The 16,174-nt window shown below is 69.3% G+C and carries 11 protein-coding genes, 3 pseudogenes and 2 other annotated features; of the genes and pseudogenes, 10 read left to right on the forward strand and 4 right to left on the reverse strand.

Annotation, left to right across the window (positions count from 1 at the left end):
- Window positions 1–68 precede the first annotated feature (68 nt).
- Genes NAMU_RS06070 through NAMU_RS06080 form a run of 3 tightly spaced genes read left to right on the forward strand, consistent with a single transcriptional unit; the run spans window position 69 to window position 3,851 of the window.
- On the forward strand, window positions 69–1,250 hold the full coding sequence (locus tag NAMU_RS06070) for a tyrosine-type recombinase/integrase (RefSeq protein WP_015746535.1): 1,182 nt from the start codon (window positions 69–71) through the stop codon (window positions 1,248–1,250).
- A complete protein-coding gene (locus tag NAMU_RS06075; RefSeq protein ID WP_015746536.1) occupies window positions 1,240–3,399 on the forward strand; it encodes a tyrosine-type recombinase/integrase in 2,160 nt (719 codons plus the stop codon). Before NAMU_RS06070 ends, NAMU_RS06075 begins: the two co-directional genes overlap by 11 nt.
- On the forward strand, window positions 3,396–3,851 hold the full coding sequence (locus NAMU_RS06080) for a DUF6262 family protein (RefSeq protein WP_015746537.1): 456 nt from the start codon (window positions 3,396–3,398) through the stop codon (window positions 3,849–3,851). The genes NAMU_RS06075 and NAMU_RS06080 overlap by 4 nt, the downstream gene beginning before the upstream one ends.
- Before the next feature lie 45 nt (window positions 3,852–3,896).
- Here NAMU_RS06080 and NAMU_RS06085 read toward each other — a convergent pair.
- The 4 genes and pseudogenes from NAMU_RS06085 to NAMU_RS30845 form a co-directional block, all read right to left on the reverse strand.
- A pseudogene (locus tag NAMU_RS06085) lies at window positions 3,897–4,274 on the reverse strand (ATP-binding protein); the annotation flags it as partial.
- Window positions 4,271–5,701 (reverse strand): annotated as a pseudogene (gene istA, locus NAMU_RS06090) (IS21 family transposase); the annotation flags it as partial. The pseudogenes istA and NAMU_RS06085, both read right to left, overlap by 4 nt.
- 38 nt (window positions 5,702–5,739) lie before the next feature.
- Window positions 5,740–7,001, reverse strand: a protein-coding gene (locus NAMU_RS06095; RefSeq protein ID WP_456152540.1) for an IS3 family transposase whose coding sequence is annotated in 2 segments (ribosomal slippage) — window positions 5,740–6,704 and window positions 6,704–7,001 — 1,263 coding nt in all. Because the reading frame shifts where the segments join, the coding sequence is not laid out codon by codon here.
- Window positions 6,586–6,717 (reverse strand) — a sequence feature (AL1L pseudoknot). It overlaps the preceding gene by 132 nt.
- Window positions 7,002–7,053: 52 nt before the next feature.
- Window positions 7,054–7,182 (reverse strand): annotated as a pseudogene (locus tag NAMU_RS30845) (helix-turn-helix domain-containing protein); the annotation flags it as partial.
- A 128-nt stretch (window positions 7,183–7,310) separates the two neighbouring features.
- Here NAMU_RS30845 and NAMU_RS06105 point away from each other — a divergent pair.
- The 7 genes from NAMU_RS06105 to NAMU_RS06140 all read left to right on the forward strand — a co-directional run bounded on the left by NAMU_RS06105 (window position 7,311) and on the right by NAMU_RS06140 (window position 16,168).
- On the forward strand, window positions 7,311–8,864 hold the full coding sequence (locus tag NAMU_RS06105; protein WP_015746541.1) for an IS1182-like element ISNml3 family transposase: 1,554 nt from the start codon (window positions 7,311–7,313) through the stop codon (window positions 8,862–8,864).
- 109 nt (window positions 8,865–8,973) lie between these two features.
- A protein-coding gene (locus NAMU_RS06115) for an IS3 family transposase (protein ID WP_456152540.1) occupies window positions 8,974–10,235 on the forward strand; the annotation gives its coding sequence in 2 pieces (ribosomal slippage) (window positions 8,974–9,271 and window positions 9,271–10,235; 1,263 coding nt in all).
- Window positions 9,258–9,389: a sequence feature (AL1L pseudoknot), on the forward strand. It overlaps the preceding gene by 132 nt.
- Window positions 10,236–10,844: 609 nt before the next feature.
- Window positions 10,845–12,362, forward strand: a complete 1,518-nt coding sequence (locus NAMU_RS06120) for a Cas10/Cmr2 second palm domain-containing protein (protein WP_015746542.1) — start codon at window positions 10,845–10,847, stop codon at window positions 12,360–12,362.
- The gene (locus tag NAMU_RS06125) at window positions 12,359–12,910 is read left to right on the forward strand and encodes an RAMP superfamily CRISPR-associated protein (protein WP_015746543.1); all 552 of its coding nucleotides are present in this window, start codon (window positions 12,359–12,361) and stop codon (window positions 12,908–12,910) included. The genes NAMU_RS06120 and NAMU_RS06125 overlap by 4 nt, the downstream gene beginning before the upstream one ends.
- Window positions 12,911–12,990: 80 nt before the next feature.
- On the forward strand, window positions 12,991–14,364 hold the full coding sequence (locus NAMU_RS06130; RefSeq protein ID WP_015746544.1) for a type III-B CRISPR module-associated Cmr3 family protein: 1,374 nt from the start codon (window positions 12,991–12,993) through the stop codon (window positions 14,362–14,364).
- A complete protein-coding gene (locus NAMU_RS06135) occupies window positions 14,361–15,722 on the forward strand; it encodes an RAMP superfamily CRISPR-associated protein (protein ID WP_015746545.1) in 1,362 nt (453 codons plus the stop codon). Before NAMU_RS06130 ends, NAMU_RS06135 begins: the two co-directional genes overlap by 4 nt.
- Entirely contained in the window at window positions 15,719–16,168 is a 450-nt protein-coding gene (locus tag NAMU_RS06140; RefSeq protein WP_015746546.1) for a hypothetical protein, read from the forward strand. The genes NAMU_RS06135 and NAMU_RS06140 overlap by 4 nt, the downstream gene beginning before the upstream one ends.
- The last annotated feature ends 6 nt before the right edge of the window (window positions 16,169–16,174 follow it).

The raw sequence follows: 16,174 nt of genomic DNA on the forward strand, positions 1-16,174 counted from the left end.
CCTGACGTCCTGCCATCGTCGTTTCCTCGCAATCAGCGGGTCTTCTTCGACGAGATGGAACGGCAACGATGGCGCAGAGCGTGATGGCCCGACCCGACGGCGGGCCTCGCACGTGGACGGTGATCGATCAGGGATACCGGACGGTCGGACCGGTCGAGGAGTGGCTGGAGGCCCACCGGCATCTTTGGTCGCCGAACACGGTCCGCGGGTACGCGACCGCGCTGAGCCAGTGGTGGACGTTCCTTGAACAGCGGGCCGAGTCCGGGCGGTGGAACGAGATCGGCGTGCCGACGGTGTCGGCGTTCGTGTCCTGGATGCGCAACGGGCGCCGGGTCGAGCGTTCCCTGGTGCCGGAGGACGGGCCGTCGCCGGAGACGATGCAGGCGCGGCTGGCCGCGGTCATCTCCTTCTACACGTGGCACGAAGCCGTGTCCGGCGTTCCGGTGGCCGGCCGGTTGATGCGTGGAGCGCCGCGGCGGGCAGTGGCCCGGGGGCTGCTGTCCCATCTGGATGCCCGCTCGGGGCCCGCTCCGACGTCGCTGGTCCGGGTGCGCCGCAGCCGGCGGCATCGTCCGCCGTTGCTGATGCCCCAGCAGATCCAGGCGATCCTGGATGGCTGCGCCACCTACGATCCAGACACCGGTGAATGGGTCGGAAACCTGCGTGACCGGCTGCTTTTCGCCGTTCTTGCGGAGAGCGGCATGCGGATCGGCGAGGCGTTGGGTTTGCGGATCAGCGACTTCGTGATGGGTCGCGGCGGCACCCCGTTCATCGAGATCGTGCCTCGCGCGGACAACACCAATGGGGCGCGGGTGAAGATGATGCGTCCCCGCCGGGTCTACGTCGGCGCCGATCTCGAGCGGCTGTTCGCCGACTACCTGACCCTCCTGGCCTGCACAGCAGCCGATATGGGCATCGCGGTGGCGGCGGACTCGCCGCTGCTGGTCAACCTGCAACGGCCGCCGCTGCTGGCTGCGCTGCACGAGGGCACCGTCCGCGACAAGACGGCCGCGCTGCGGAAGAAGGGGATCGGCCCGCCCGGGTGGACCCCGCACTGGTTCAGGCATAGCCACGCGACCGCGTTGCTGCTGGCCGGCACGGCGGAGTGGGTGGTGTCCCGTCGGCTGGGGCACGCCCACGTCCAGACCACGCTGGACCTCTACGGCTGGGTCCGCGAGGACGAGGCGCTGCGGGCGGCGGCGAACTGGACGTCGTACGCGTCCAATTGGCGGGTGACCGATGCGCCGTGAACCGGGCGGGGGCCTTCGGCCCGCCGAGGACCTGGATCCCGTTCATCGGCTCTGGCTGGAGCTGCCCGAGCAGTGGCGGGGTCCGGTGATCGGACCCGGCATCGCGAACTGGGACCGGATCACCGAAAACGGCGACAGGCGAATCGATCTGACTGGGCTGCCTGACCCGTTCCCGGCCGAACTCGCGTGGATGGCGCACTGGCAGTCCGTCGACGGGACCCGATCGACGGTGCTGGCGATGAACCAGCTGGCCAACATCCTGCGCCGCGCCATCCGCGAGGGGCACCCGTTCCCCACCTCGATGCTGGCCTTGGACTGGGAGACGGCCTCGGCGTTGCAGGGGTGGTTCTACGCGCACCGCTGGGGGCGGCTCCCACCCAAGGACAGCCGTAGCCGGCTGCGGGTGCTGTTCCGGTTCGCCCGGCAGGCGTTGATCGCCCGCTGCCACGATGGCCCGTGGTGGACGCTCGACGAGTGGCATCCACGTTGTGATCCGCGGATACCGCTGTCGACCCGGGAACCACAGGCCAACTACGGGTGCTCGCCCGGGCAGATCACCCAGCCCTGGCTCCGGGAAGCCGTCAAGTGGTACCTGGGGACCCAACTGGAGTCCGGGGCGCTGCGCTGGACGACCGTGAGCCAGGACCGGATGAATTGCCTGCGCCGGTTCGACGTCTGGCTGACCAGTTGCCTGGACGATCCCATCGAGGTGCTCGGCGATCCAGCGGCGGCCGCCGGGCAGGCGGACAGATATCGACGTTGGGCCATGGAACCGGGCCACCGGAAGACCGGCACGTTCGACCGTCGGACGCCCCCGAAGCCGGCCCACCCGCGCCTGATCAACGACGACATCCGGGCAGTGGCAGATCTGTTCACCTTCATGGTGGCCAACCGAGACCGGGCCCACATCGTCACCGGATACGCCGTCTGGGATCGGGTCACCGACACCCACGTGGCCGGATGGTTCCGCCAGGTCTCCCGCATCCCGCGGACACCCACCCTGAACGACCGGCACTACGTCGACGACCACGCGCTCGCCCAGATTCCGGGTGCGCTGCCGTTGCTGGGCTTGCCCCGGGACCAACAGATGACGATCACCCGGGGCGACGGCACCCAGGTTCTCGCCGCCGGCTTCGACGATCCGCAGGCGATGCGGATGATCCTGCTGCAGATCCTGACCGGGCGTCGGTCCAGCGAGATCCGCACGTGCGAGTTCGATTGCCTGTCACCGGCTCCCGATATCTCGGTGCAGTCCGGGCAGGACCAGGAAGTCGTCCGGTTCCGCTACGCCCAAAGCAAGATCGACACCGCGCCGGACACCATCCTGGTCGACCGCGAGGTCTCCGCGGTCATCGAGGAGCAGCAGCGTTGGGTCCGCGAACACCTGCCGGAGTTCGAACCGCGGCATCTGTTCGTGCAGCGGACCGGGAACCGCAACGGCGACAAGCCCTACCCGCCGGGAACCTACAACTGGATGCTCCGGGAGCTCAGCAACGTCGCGCGGATCACCGACGGCCAGGGCCGGCAACTGCAACTGAGCAACACGCACCGGTTCCGACACACCAAGCTCACTCGGCTCGCCGAACTCGGCCTGCCCATCCACGTCCTGCAGCGGTACGCCGGGCACGCCACACCGACCATGTCGATGCACTACGTGGCGCAGCGCGAGGAACACGCCGAGCAGGCGTTCCTGGCCACCGTCAAGCTGCGGGCCGACGGCAGCCGGGTCCAGTTCTCCCGTGAGGACCACGACGGCCTGCACCTGCTCGACCGGGCCGACCGGTTCCTGCCCAACGGCTGGTGCCTGCTGCCCCCGCTCCAATCCTGCGACAAGGGCAACGCATGTTTGAGCTGCTCGGTCTTCGTCACCGACGCGACCCACGAGCCGACACTACGACGCCAACAGGCCGAGACCGAAGCGTTGATCACACGCACAACCAACGCGTTTCGGGAGAAGCACGGTCGCGCCATGCCCGAGGACAATGTTTGGCTCGCGCAGCGTCGAGCCGAGCAAGCGGCGCTCACCCGGCTGTTGGACACGATGGCCGACCACCCCGAACGGGCGGTGCAAGGAGGCGGATGCGGCGCACCTCCGACAGGCCCGGTGCCCCTGGCACTCACCGGACCCAGGCGCAGGACCCGGCCATGACCGACGCGAACGCGAAACGCGCCGCGACGCTGACCGCCGCAGCCAAAGCGAAATCAGCCGCGAAGACCCAGGCCGCCGAGCAAGGCATCCGCGCGCTGGTCAAACGGGGCGAGTCCGTCACCTTCCAGGCCGTTCAACGGGAAGCCGGCGTCTCGCACGCCTTCCTCTACGGCAGCCCGGACCTCCGCGCGCGGATCGAGCACCTACGTTCCCGCGGCCGCCCGGGACCGACGCCAGCCAACCCACCGGACTCGGAAAGCACGCTCGTCCTGAGCCTGACCGCCCAGATCACCCAGCTCAAGAAGCGGCACCGGCAAGAGATCCAGACCCTCAAAGACGCGCTCGCGCAAGCCCACGGGGAGAACCTTGAACTTCGCCGCGAACTCGCCCGCAAGGGCAGCTGCGCCCGGCACCACACCGCTCACGTTGCATCGATCGCAGAAACGTCATGACCAGCGCAAATGTCGCTCGCAGGAGCCCAAACCGTCGATAACGGTCGGCCCGATCAGCGCGAGGTTGGCCTTGGCCCGGATCCAGTCCAAGCCGGCCAGGTAGTCGAACGTGTTCTGCGGGATCGAGGACGCGTTCACGTCGAACCCGTCGAGGGTCTTGACCACGGGGAAGGCGGCGGCCTTGAGCCGGGCGGCGGCGTTGGAGGCGTCCCGGGCGGTGATCTCGGCCTCGACCAGGACACGGAGCAACTCGTGCGGGGTCCACCGCTGAGTCTTGGCGGTTTGCAGCACTTCCGGGGCGGCCTGGCGGATCGCAGCGAGCTTGAGCCGCCGTAGCCCGGCGGCCAGGTCCGCGGGCAGCTCGGGCGGCGCCGGCGGCGCGACCGGCCCGGTGCTGCTGGTCGTGGTGGTGGTGGTGGTCATCGGGTGCCTCCGGTCGCGGCGCTGGTCGGATCGTCGGGGGTGCCGCGGTAGGTGGTGCCAGTGACCTGTTCGAGGCGGTAGGCGTCCAGCGACGCCGGCTCCGGCGCGCCGGTGGGCAGGTCCAGGACCAACGCCCCGCCGGCCGGGACCGGGGTGGGTGCGGCGGCGCCGGCGGCCAGGATCGAGCGGACGTCGTCGGCGCGGAACCGTTTGAACGCGACCGCCCGGGTCAGCGCGTCGACCAGTTGCTGCTGCCCGTGCGCCGCGCCGAGCGCGAGCAGGATCTCCAGCTCGGCGGCCAGCCGGGTGTTCCCGGCCGCGGCCGACCCGACCAGGAACGCGTTCGCGGGTTCACCGAGGGCGCAGAACTGCTTCTCGACCGGGGTTTTCGGGCGCGGCCCGCGTTGGGGTGCGGGGCGGGGACCGCCGTAGTGCTCGTCCAGGACCCGCGCCTCGCCCGGCGCGGCCAGTTCATGGTCGGCAACGACCTGCCCCGAAGCGGGTTCGACCAGCAGCAGCCGGCCGCCGTCCTGCACAACCCGCACCGTGGTGCCGATCAGCCGGGTCGGCACCGAGTAGCGGGCCGAGGCGAACCGCACACAGGACAGCTTGTCGACCTTGCGGGTCACCGGCGGCGGCCCGATCTCCAACCGCAACGACGGCAGAGCGGCCAGCAGCTCACGTTCGGTGCCCAGCCGGGTGGCCGGCACGGCGTGGATCTCCGAATGGACCGCCGAGTTCACCTCGTCCATCCACACCCGGGCGGCCGTGTTGGCCTCGGACACGGTGACCGGCCGCCCGGCCAACTGCGCCTCGGTGAACAACGGCACGAACAGATCCTGCTGGGCGTAACCGACCAGGTTCTCCACGACTCCCTTCGATTCGGGGTCCGAGGCGAGGCAGAAGTCGGGTGAGAACCCATAGTGGGATGCGAATCTCACATACGCTGCGGTCGGCACGACGACGTTCGCGACGACGCCGCCCTTCAAGCAGCCCATCCGGTCGGCCAGCACCTTGCTCGGCACCCCGCCCATCGTCGCGAACGCGTCCGCGACCAACGCCATCGTGGTCGTGGCCTTCTCGTCGGCGGCGAACGCGACGTACCGCCACCGCGACCACGGCAGCACCGCACAGAACAGGTGCAGCCCGCCGTCCAACGGGGTCCAGTCGATCACCAGGTACTCGCCCGGTGTCCACACCGCCGGCCGCCGACCGCGGTGATGATCCCGCCGCCACAGCCGCTTCTGCTCGGCGACCAGCCGGCGGAAGTTGCGGGCCGATCCCTCGTACCCCGCCGCCCGAACGATCGGCAGCAGCCGCTTCGCCGAGACCTTGCCGTGCGACTTGTCGACCCGCTGGTAGACCAGACCGGTCACCTCATCAAAATTCCGGGGCCGGGCCCTGCCCGGCGGCGCCGCGGCCGGCTCACCGGCTGAATCGCCCTGGATTCGCTGGAGGCTCGGGGTTACGCAGCCTCCCCGGCCGGGGCGCTGGTCTGCTGACGGTACAGCTGCTCGTAGGTGACGGGTGGCCGGTAGTCGATCGAGGAGTGCAGTCGGCGGGTATTGAACCAGTGCACCCAGCCGGCGGTCGCGGTCTCGACCTGCTGCGGGCCGGCCCAAGAGCGCCGGTACCGGTCGATCAGCTCGGTCTTGTACAGGCCGATGGTCGACTCCATGAGCGCGTTGTCCAGGGCATCCCCGACCGAACCGATCGACGGCGCGATCCCGGCATCGACCAGCGCGGTGGTGTAGGCGATTGACGTGTATTGCGACCCGGCATCCGAGTGATGAACCAGACCAGTTGAGGTGAAACGGGTATCGGTGCGGCGCCGGGTGAACAGGGCCTGATCGAGGGCGGCGGCGACCAGTGCGGTCGTCATCGACGAGGCGACCCGCCAGCCCAGGATCCGGCGGGAGTACACGTCAACCACGAAGGACACGTAGCAGAACCCGGCCGGGGTCCAGACGTAGGTGAAGTCCGCGACCCACCACTGGTCCGGCCGGGTCGGCGCCGCCCAGTCCCGGTTGATCAGGTCCACCGGCCGGGGCCGGTCGTCGGCGGCGCGGCGGCGGGTCGTCGTGGTGCGGTGGTCGCCGCGGCGCACACCCCGCAGCCCGGCGATGGTCATCAATCGGGCGACCTGGTCCCGGCCGACCAAGTGCCCTTCCTGGGTCATCAGATGCCACATCTTGCGCACCCCGTACAGGCCGTGGTGCTCACGGTGCAGGTCGATGACGGTGTTGACCAGGTGCGCCTCGGCCCGCAGCGCAGGGCTGACCGGCCGGCGGCGGTGCGCGTAGTAGCTGCTCGGGGCGATCGGCATGGCGTGCTCGGACAACACCCGGCAGATCGGCTCGACCCCGAAACGATGCTTGTGCGCGTCGATGTAGGCGCAGATCACTTGAGTCGGCGGTCGAGCTCCGCCGCTGCGAAAAACGCCGAAGCGGTGCGCAGGATTTCGTTTGCACGGCGTAGTTCGGCCACCTCCCGGCGCAGCCGGACCAACTCGGTGTGCTCGTCGCTGGTGGTGCCCGGCCGCACGCCGGCGTCGATCTCGGACCGCTCGATCCAGCCCCGGAGGGTCTCGGACTTCACGTCGATTAGAGCGCCGACCTGCCGGCGGGCCTGGATCGCCGACTCGGCCGGATGCGAGGACCGGCGTTCCCGGTACATCCGCACTGCACGGTCACGGGTCTCCTGGTCGTACTGGCGTGGTGCTGGCATGGCTCGATTCTCCTTGCGAGATCAGAGCCTGCAGCAGATCCAGGACATCTCAGGCCTGCGCGCGCTCGATCACCCGACGCACCGTCTTGTGCGTGACCCCGCACATCTCGGCGGCGCCGCGATACGTGCCCACCATCTGGTAGGCGGCAATGATGTTCATTCGGTCCCTCGCTGACAGCATGGGAACTCCCCTGGGCGGTGCGGTGACTGGTTGGCACCGCCACCGTCACCGCCCAGGGCCTCTAGGACGCTCCTGAATTATCCGTATGTCGGCCCCTGTTGATCTTGTGGGTTCGGGATGATCTTGGTGTGCAGGGTCGGTCGCGGGATCAGCGTGAGTTGTTGGATGCCGAGTCGGTAGTCGGTGGGCTGCTCAAGCCGGGCAGCGTGTTCGCGTTTCTGGCCGCGCACCGTCGGGAGGTGTTCCCGGACGGCATGTTCGCGGATCTGTTTCCGTCGGGTCGGGGCCGCCCGTCAGTGCCGGCCGACGTGATGGCGTCGGTGATTGTGCTGCAGGCTCTGCACGGCCTGTCCGACGCGGACACGGTGGACTCGGTGACGTTCGATCTGCGGTGGAAGGCAGCGTGCGGGTTACCGGTGACCGCTGCGGCGTTCCATGCCACGACATTGACGTACTGGCGGCGTCGGCTGGCCGCTTCGCAGTCGCCGAACCGGATCTTCGACGCGGTCCGCCAGGTCGTGGACCAGACCGGGGTGCTGGCTGGAAAGAGCAGGCGAGCGTTGGATTCCACGATCCTGGACGACGCGGTCGCCACCCAGGACACGGTCACCCAGTTGATCGCGGCGATCCGCCGGGTCCGCCGCGAGGTACCCGGCGCCGCCGAGGTCGTCGGCGAGCACTGCTCGGCTCACGACTATGACGACCCGGGCAAACCGGCGATCGCCTGGAACGATCAGCAGGCCCGCGAGGCCCTTGTCGATGCGCTGGTCACCGACGCGCATCGGGTGCTGGGACACCTGCCCGACCAGGAGCTCGGACCGAAGGCGGCGGACGCGGTCGCCCTCTTGGCGTTGGTCGCCGGGCAGGACGTGGAACCGGTCGAGGGCTCGGACGGCACCGACGGACGGTGGCGGATCGCGCAGCGGGTCGCCCCGGACCGGGTGATCTCCACCGTGGACCCGGAGGCGCGGCACGCCCACAAGACCGTCCACCGGCGGCAGGACGGGTTCAAGGCACACATCGCGGTCGAACCCGACACCGGTCTGGTCACCGCCTGCGCGGTGACCATGGCCAGCGGACGCGGCAACAGCGACGCCGAGGTTGGACCCACCTTGCTGGCACAGGAGACCGAAAAGCTGCACGTGCTGGCCGATTCGGCGTACGGATCGGGATCCGCGCGGGCCGAACTGGACCATGCCGGGCACATCGCGTTGATCAAGCCGTTCCCGCTGCGGTCGGCCGTGCCGGACGGGTTCACCCTGGACGACTTCACCGTCGACCCCGAGGCCAGGACGGCCACCTGCCCGAACGGGGTGACCCGGTCGATCACCGCGCAATGGTCCGTCACCTTCGGAGCGGCTTGCCGCGGCTGCCCGCTCCGGGCCCAATGCACGACCAGCGACGCCGGTCGATCGCTGAAGCTGACCGAGTACGAAAGCCTGCTCAGGGCGGCCCGTCGACAAGCGGAAACCGAAGAATTCCAACAGGTCTACCGACGGCACCGGCCGATGGTCGAACGATCGATCTCCTGGCTGGTCCGCGGCAACCGCAAAGTCCGCTACCGCGGCGTCGCCAAGAACGACCACTGGTGGCACCACCGCGCCGCTGCGATCAACCTCAGGCGAATGCTCACCCTCGGGCTGACGCGGGTGAGCGGGACGTGGACCATTGCACCGGCCTGACCGGCCGGCACGCGACCTCACCGGGCCGTGAGCAACGGCCCGTCCCTCCGATCAGTCTGAGATGTCCTGGATCTGCTGCAGGCTCTGATCTCGCAAGGAGAATCGAGCCATGCCAGCACCACGCCAGTACGACCAGGAGACCCGTGACCGTGCAGTGCGGATGTACCGGGAACGCCGGTCCTCGCATCCGGCCGAGTCGGCGATCCAGGCCCGCCGGCAGGTCGGCGCTCTAATCGACGTGAAGTCCGAGACCCTCCGGGGCTGGATCGAGCGGTCCGAGATCGACGCCGGCGTGCGGCCGGGCACCACCAGCGACGAGCACACCGAGTTGGTCCGGCTGCGCCGGGAGGTGGCCGAACTACGCCGTGCAAACGAAATCCTGCGCACCGCTTCGGCGTTTTTCGCAGCGGCGGAGCTCGACCGCCGACTCAAGTGATCTGCGCCTACATCGACGCGCACAAGCATCGTTTCGGGGTCGAGCCGATCTGCCGGGTGTTGTCCGAGCACGCCATGCCGATCGCCCCGAGCAGCTACTACGCGCACCGCCGCCGGCCGGTCAGCCCTGCGCTGCGGGCCGAGGCGCACCTGGTCAACACCGTCATCGACCTGCACCGTGAGCACCACGGCCTGTACGGGGTGCGCAAGATGTGGCATCTGATGACCCAGGAAGGGCACTTGGTCGGCCGGGACCAGGTCGCCCGATTGATGACCATCGCCGGGCTGCGGGGTGTGCGCCGCGGCGACCACCGCACCACGACGACCCGCCGCCGCGCCGCCGACGACCGGCCCCGGCCGGTGGACCTGATCAACCGGGACTGGGCGGCGCCGACCCGGCCGGACCAGTGGTGGGTCGCGGACTTCACCTACGTCTGGACCCCGGCCGGGTTCTGCTACGTGTCCTTCGTGGTTGACGTGTACTCCCGCCGGATCCTGGGCTGGCGGGTCGCCTCGTCGATGACGACCGCACTGGTCGCCGCCGCCCTCGATCAGGCCCTGTTCACCCGGCGCCGCACCGATACCCGTTTCACCTCAACTGGTCTGGTTCATCACTCGGATGCCGGGTCGCAATACACGTCAATCGCCTACACCACCGCGCTGGTCGATGCCGGGATCGCGCCGTCGATCGGTTCGGTCGGGGATGCCCTGGACAACGCGCTCATGGAGTCGACCATCGGCCTGTACAAGACCGAGCTGATCGACCGGTACCGGCGCTCTTGGGCCGGCCCGCAGCAGGTCGAGACCGCGACCGCCGGCTGGGTGCACTGGTTCAATACCCGCCGACTGCACTCCTCGATCGACTACCGGCCACCCGTCACCTACGAGCAGCTGTACCGTCAGCAGACCAGCGCCCCGGCCGGGGAGGCTGCGTAACCCCGAGCCTCCAGCGAATCCAGGGCGATTCAGTCAGGAGAATCATCCAGGGCCGGGCGACGACTCAGGACCACGCCTGACAGCCCGATCACGCGCGAACGCTCCCACTGTCCCAAAGCGAACTCCCGAACCCACAAGTGACCGTTATTCAGGAGCGTCCTAGCTCCCGTCCGACACGACGAGCGACAGGGTGGGGACTTTTACCTGGCCACCAACGGGGACCTCACCTGGCCACCAGTGGGGACTTTTCCATGGCCCCGGACAGTCACGCGGTTGAGCGACCCTGGGACGCGCGCCCGCACCACCAGGCAAGTGGGGCGGGCATCCGCCCTTCCGGCTCGTCGCCGCTCGTCGCTGCGAGACGGATGCGGTCGTGGGGCCGGCGAATGACGGAGGGCGCTCGTCGCGGCCGATTAGAGCCCAGTGTGATGTTCGGGTTGCCCGGGTCGGTCGCCTAAGCCAAGATTCACGACGCGGGCTGCGGTCGGTGAGTGCCTTGGGGGCTATCAGCGACATCGGCCGCACACCGGGGTTGGCGTGCGGACAGGTCCCAGTGGGGGGATGAATGGTCGTCATGTGCGTGTCGAGTGCTGGGCTGGTGAGAGCCTCGTGACGCAGACCTACGTGGTGGTTGCGGCTGTCCGGATCCAGACGTGGCTCGCCCGCACGCCTCGGCTCTCGCTCATCCGGGGCGCGTCGCGGGCTCTCCGCGAGGTCACCCTGGCGTCGACGATTTCGGATCTGCTGAAAGCCGAGGGGCTGGCAGGCTTCGCCGAGGTGGACTCCGATGCCGGCGACGTCGACGGGCTGATCGTCGTCCGCACCGACGAGTCCGTCGCTGATCGGGTTCGTGCCGTGATCGGTGGGCATGTGCAGTGGGAGCTTCCCGGTCTGGAATGGTCCAGCTGGCAGGGACCGGCGGCGACCGTCCTCGACGCGCTGAACCTGGCGCGCGACGGTGAGCTATTGATTCCCGAGCTGATCGGGGTGCCGTTTGCGCAGCAGTGCCAGCAATGCCGGGCCGAGGTCGCCACCGAACAGATCGTCATTGAGAAGGTTGAGGGCAGCACCTGGTGCGGGGCCGATTGCCGTCGACGCTTCCGAACGGGCCATGCCGGCCACAGCGGCGCGCATCGAGAGTCGATGCGGATTCCCGGCGCGAGCTTCGGACCCGGGTTCGCCGAGCTGGCGACTGTGGTCGGACTTCCGGAGGCGAGAGCCACGAGCTATCTTGGCAAGCAAAACCACCTTGCCGTCATCGCTGCCGACGGCAACGCGATTGGTGACTTGTTCAATCACATCAGTGACCTGATCACGGCCAACGGGGCGGCCCTCGACGTGCGCACGCGCGCGGTGTCGATGATGGACGGCGCCACCAAGGACGCGCTGCGAGCGGCCGCCGACGCGATCACCGATCCGGCCGGCAAGGCGGCCGTCGAACCGCATTTCGTCGGTGGTGACGATGTATTGGTCAGCGTGCCGGCACCGCTGGCCTGGTCCTTCGTGATCGCCCTGACATCCGCCTTCGAGGCAGCCTTTAAATCCGCATTCGAGTCGGCGTTCGGGCAAGACATTCGGCAGTGGTCCGACCTTCGTCAACTGGTGCAGGGCACCAGTCTGGGCGTCGGGATCTGCTTCGCGCACCTGAGCCACCCCTTTTCCTCCGGCCAGGCGTGGGCTCACCGCGCGATGAAGGCGGCCAAGAAGCAGGTCGAAGGCACGTGCGCCGCGGTGTCCTGGGTCGATCTCACCGCCGAGAACACGCTGCCGCCCAAGCGCCATCGGACTGCCAGCGATCTGAACAGCCTGCGCGACGGCGTCCGCGTGACGCCGGCGGACGTCCTGCTGGAACTGCCCACCTCGGCCCGAGCCGCGCTGGCCACCATCGTCGAGAACGGCCTGGCCGCAGACGCAAAGTCCGGCGACGGTAGGAGGCGGGCCGTGGTCAAGCTGGCCGACTACGCGCATCGCAACAATCAGCCGCAGCTCGGCCGGTGGCTGGCCGAGACCGGCGACCACGAGCTGGTGCTCCGGGAGCTGAGCAACGGGCTCAGCCTGGCGCGGTGGTGGCCCGGAGCGTCTCGCCCGGACCACGCCTTGGCCCCGGTCGACGGGACGCCCGAATGACCGAGATCGTCTTCGACATCGACTTCCATGGACCATTCCGGGTGGCCCGGGGCGAGGCCAGTGCTGGCGCCGACGCCATCGTCGACCGGGACAACCCGTTGCCCGGCAGCAGTCTCAAGGGCCTCATGCGGGCGGCGGCAGCCCAGCTGCTGGGAGTGAAGCCGCCCTGGCTGTCATTGGTCTTTGGACCCAGCACCGAAGAGAATCGCGAGCTGGAAGTTCGGCAGGCCGGGTCCTGGAGTTGGTCGTCCGCGCACTTCGAGTCGGTACCGGCGGTGGGTCGATCGGCGCGAGTCAAGATGACCGACCGGGGTGCCGTCGACGACCACCATCTCCAGATCGGTGAACAGCATTGGGCCACCCGGGCGTGGTTCTCGGTGTCGTACCTGGGACCGTCCGATGAGGACCTGGCCGATCATCGCCTGATCCTGCGGGCGGCCGCCCGTGCCGTCACCGCCCTGGGCGGGCAACGGCGACGCGGGCAGGGCTGTGGGTCACCATCCGCGATCGGGACAGGACCTGGACCGACGGCGATTCGCAGCGGTTGATCACGTTGGCGCCGCCCGGGCACGGTGGGACCGAAACCGCCAGCGCGGCAACGACCCTACCGCTGGCCGCGGGCGGTCCGTTGACCCGCCTGATCTACCGGCTGCGGACGACCGCGATGATCAGCGCGGGCGTCGGCGCCGAGGTCGGCAATACCCAGCATGGCCATCTGGTCATCCCGGGGTCCACCATCCGCGGGGCGTTGGCCGCGGCCTGGATGCAGGATCATGGACTTCGGGTGGCCGACCGGCAGATGGCCGAGGTGTTCGAGCGCGACATCAGCGTCGGCCCGGCCATTCCGGTGGGCAGTCGGCTGGAGCCGGTCTCGGCGCAGCGCCCCAAGTACGGCAAGGGGCCATCCCGCGACCGGGCCGTCGAGGTGGCCCGCGGCGAAGTACCGGACGACTGGTCGAAGGTCGAGGAAGGCAGAGGCTGGTCGGTGCCGGATACCTACCGAACCAGCGCCACTCGCACGGCGCTCAACGCGAACGGCACGGCCGCCGAGTCGAAGCTCTACACGGCCGAGGGACTACGGACCGGCACGGTGCTGGTCGGGGAGTTGGTCGTGCCGGCCACGTCCGACGACCTTCGGCAGTGGCTGTCCAGTCTGCGAACCCTGCGGGTGGGCGGCCGGCGCAGCGTCGGGGGAACAGCGGAGTTCGAGCTCGTGCCGGACATCCCGCCGGCCGAGCCGGGCGCCCCGGTTTCCGGCGGCCGAGTGGCGCTGCGGCTGAACAGCCCGGCCATCCTGGTCGACGACATCGGTTCGCCGACCGTCGATCTCGGTGCCGCCCTGCGCCGCGACCTGGATGAGCCCGAGCTGCAGGTGATCCAGACCTGGATTCGTACCACGCGGATCGAGGGGTGGCATGCCGCTTCGGGTCTGCCCAAACCGGCGGAGCTGGCCGTCGCTGCCGGCAGTGTGGTGGTGGTGAGCGGGCTGACTGCGGCAGGCGCAGCCCGGCTGATTGGCGGGGTGGGGCTACGGCGGCAGGAAGGCTTCGGCCGGATCGAGATCGTCGGCCCCGACGAACCGCCGTTCGGGGCTGCGGTCCGGGACCCCGCGCCGGTGGTCGAATCACCACCTGTGGTCGAGCCACCACCGGCCGGCGACCCGGCGGACGACGGGAGTGACAATCCTCCCGCCGTCGTCGAGGCCCGTCCCAGCATCGAAACCCGGGTGGACGCCCTGGTTCGCTCCATCTCGGCATCTGGGTTGGCTGGATTCGCATCTGGTCTGGAAGAAATGGCCTCGCGAATCGCCGACCAACGCGCAGCCGGGACGACCAAGGGCGACAAGATCGCGCTGGGGATGGCGGAAATGGCAAGAAGCCTGCCGTGGCTCCGGGGGCAACCGTCCGAACTCCAACAGCAGACGGTGGAACTGCTCCGGTCACCGCAGGTGGCGGAGGTACGGGACCGCGCCCGAGCCATCCGACGGGAACGATGGGCATGAGCACGATCACGCTGATCCGGGTGGACGGGACCGTGGACGGCCCCTGGGCCATCGGATCGGGAGAGGCCGGGCAGGAGATCAATCAGGCCATGCTCGTGGACGAGCGGACCCAGGCGCCTGTTCTGCCGTCCACCACCCTGGCCGGTGCGCTGCGTGCCCACCTGGGAGAGCCGTCGGCCAGCGATTGGCTCGGACCGGACTCAGACGCCAGTGACGAGCAGGGGAAACCGCTGTCCGCCACGAGCCCGTCGCGGTTGTGGGCGCTGGGCGCGATCACCACCGCCGGTCGGGACGACGCCCGATTGGAGCGACGGACCGCGATCGACCCGCAGCGAGGAGCGGCCGGCGGCCAGACCCTGCGAACCGAGCACGTCGTCGACGTTGCCGACCCCGACCGGTCCTCGTTCCGCTGGGTGCTGCAGCACGACGGTGCCATCGACCTTGCGCTGCTGGACCGCTTGGCTGACTGGTCCTGCGCGATCGGTGCGCGGCAGACTCTCGGCCTGGGCCGGATGCGGGTGTCCCGGGTCGAGGCAATCACCCTGAACCTGTCGGAGGCCCGCCAGCTGACCTGGTGGTTGACCCAACGCGCCGAGTGGCTCCGCGAGCCGGCCGGACAACAGAACGTGGAGTCTCCCGAGGACGGCCCGCACGAGGTGCGGTGCGGAACGGCCACGGAGAGCGGGTATCCAGTGTTCAGCTATCTATGGCGCATCGTCGATCCGCTGCACGTCGGCACACCGTCGAAGGGTGGCGATGACGTCGCAACCGCGCCGGATGGTGGTCGAATCGCTCAACTTGCCCCGCTGCGCCGTTCGCGGACAGTGCCGGGCGCGGCTGAGGTCCCGGGCAGCGCGTGGAAGGGCGTCTTCCGTCACCGATGCGAATTCATCTTGCGCGCCTGCGGAGCCGGCGAGGACCAGATCGCCGCCGTTGTCGGAGTTCTGTTCGGCGCCAGCGGCGAGGACGGCCCGGGCCGGCGGCGAGGCCTGCTCGTGTTCGACCGGTCCACCGTGGTGGCGCCGCCGGATGCGGTGACGTCACGGTCCCATGTTGCGATCGACCGGATCAGCGGGGGTGCGGCGGACGGCCTGCTCTACCGGATCGAATCGGTGGACCGGGGTGAACTGACCTTGACGGTGCGGTCGTTCGCGCAGCTGCCCGCGCCGGTGGGGAACCTGCTCGACCACGTGGTGCGGGATCTGCACGACGGGGTGGTGGGCATCGGCGGGTCGACGACCCGTGGCTACGGCACCATCGCAGTGACCGGCGATCCGCCGACGCCCGGACCGGTCGATCTCCAGGGATTGGGTACCTTCGCGTCGACCGTGCTCAACTCGGCGAAGGCCCCAGCATGATCACCAGCGCGACGCTGACCGCCTGGCTGCCGGGTGGCCCGGGGGAGTGGGCGGCCACCGTGCAACGGGCCAGCGACCTGGGGGAGATGTCCTGGCTGTGGGCCGATCTGGGCGGGTTGCAACACGCCGGGTCCTTGCCCGAGGCGGCCCCGATCACCGGTTGCATCTGGGGCTGGGCGGACCAGCGCTGGGTGCGGCTGCGGGTCGACTACCCGATCGGCGGTGCCGCGCGGGTGTACGGGGCGATGCTGACGGCGGACCCGAACGCCGGCGCCGCTGGTGAGGGTGCCGGGACCAGGGTTCAGGTCCGTGACACCCGAACGGACGCGTTTCGGTCGTCGCACTCACGCGGACCCGGGTTGTCCGCATTGAAAGGCCATCAGGTCCGGTGCCTGTCGGTGCCAGCGCGGTCGTTGACCTTCGTGGAACTCGTGCCGCAGAGATGATCACCG

Origin of the sequence: Nakamurella multipartita DSM 44233 (assembly GCF_000024365.1) — a bacterium.
GTDB lineage: Bacteria > Actinomycetota > Actinomycetes > Mycobacteriales > Nakamurellaceae > Nakamurella > Nakamurella multipartita.

Excerpts from the sequence above, each read along its gene's own strand:
- NAMU_RS06075 (WP_015746536.1), top strand. The coding sequence starts at position 1,240 with ATGCGCCGTGAACCGGGCGGGGGCCTTCGGCCCGCCGAGGACCTGGAT.
- NAMU_RS06140 (WP_015746546.1), top strand. The coding sequence starts at position 15,719 with ATGATCACCAGCGCGACGCTGACCGCCTGGCTGCCGGGTGGCCCGGGG.
- NAMU_RS06080 (WP_015746537.1), top strand. The coding sequence starts at position 3,396 with ATGACCGACGCGAACGCGAAACGCGCCGCGACGCTGACCGCCGCAGCC.
- NAMU_RS06135 (WP_015746545.1), top strand. The coding sequence starts at position 14,361 with ATGAGCACGATCACGCTGATCCGGGTGGACGGGACCGTGGACGGCCCC.
- NAMU_RS06070 (WP_015746535.1), top strand. The coding sequence starts at position 69 with ATGGCGCAGAGCGTGATGGCCCGACCCGACGGCGGGCCTCGCACGTGG.
- NAMU_RS06125 (WP_015746543.1), top strand. The coding sequence starts at position 12,359 with ATGACCGAGATCGTCTTCGACATCGACTTCCATGGACCATTCCGGGTG.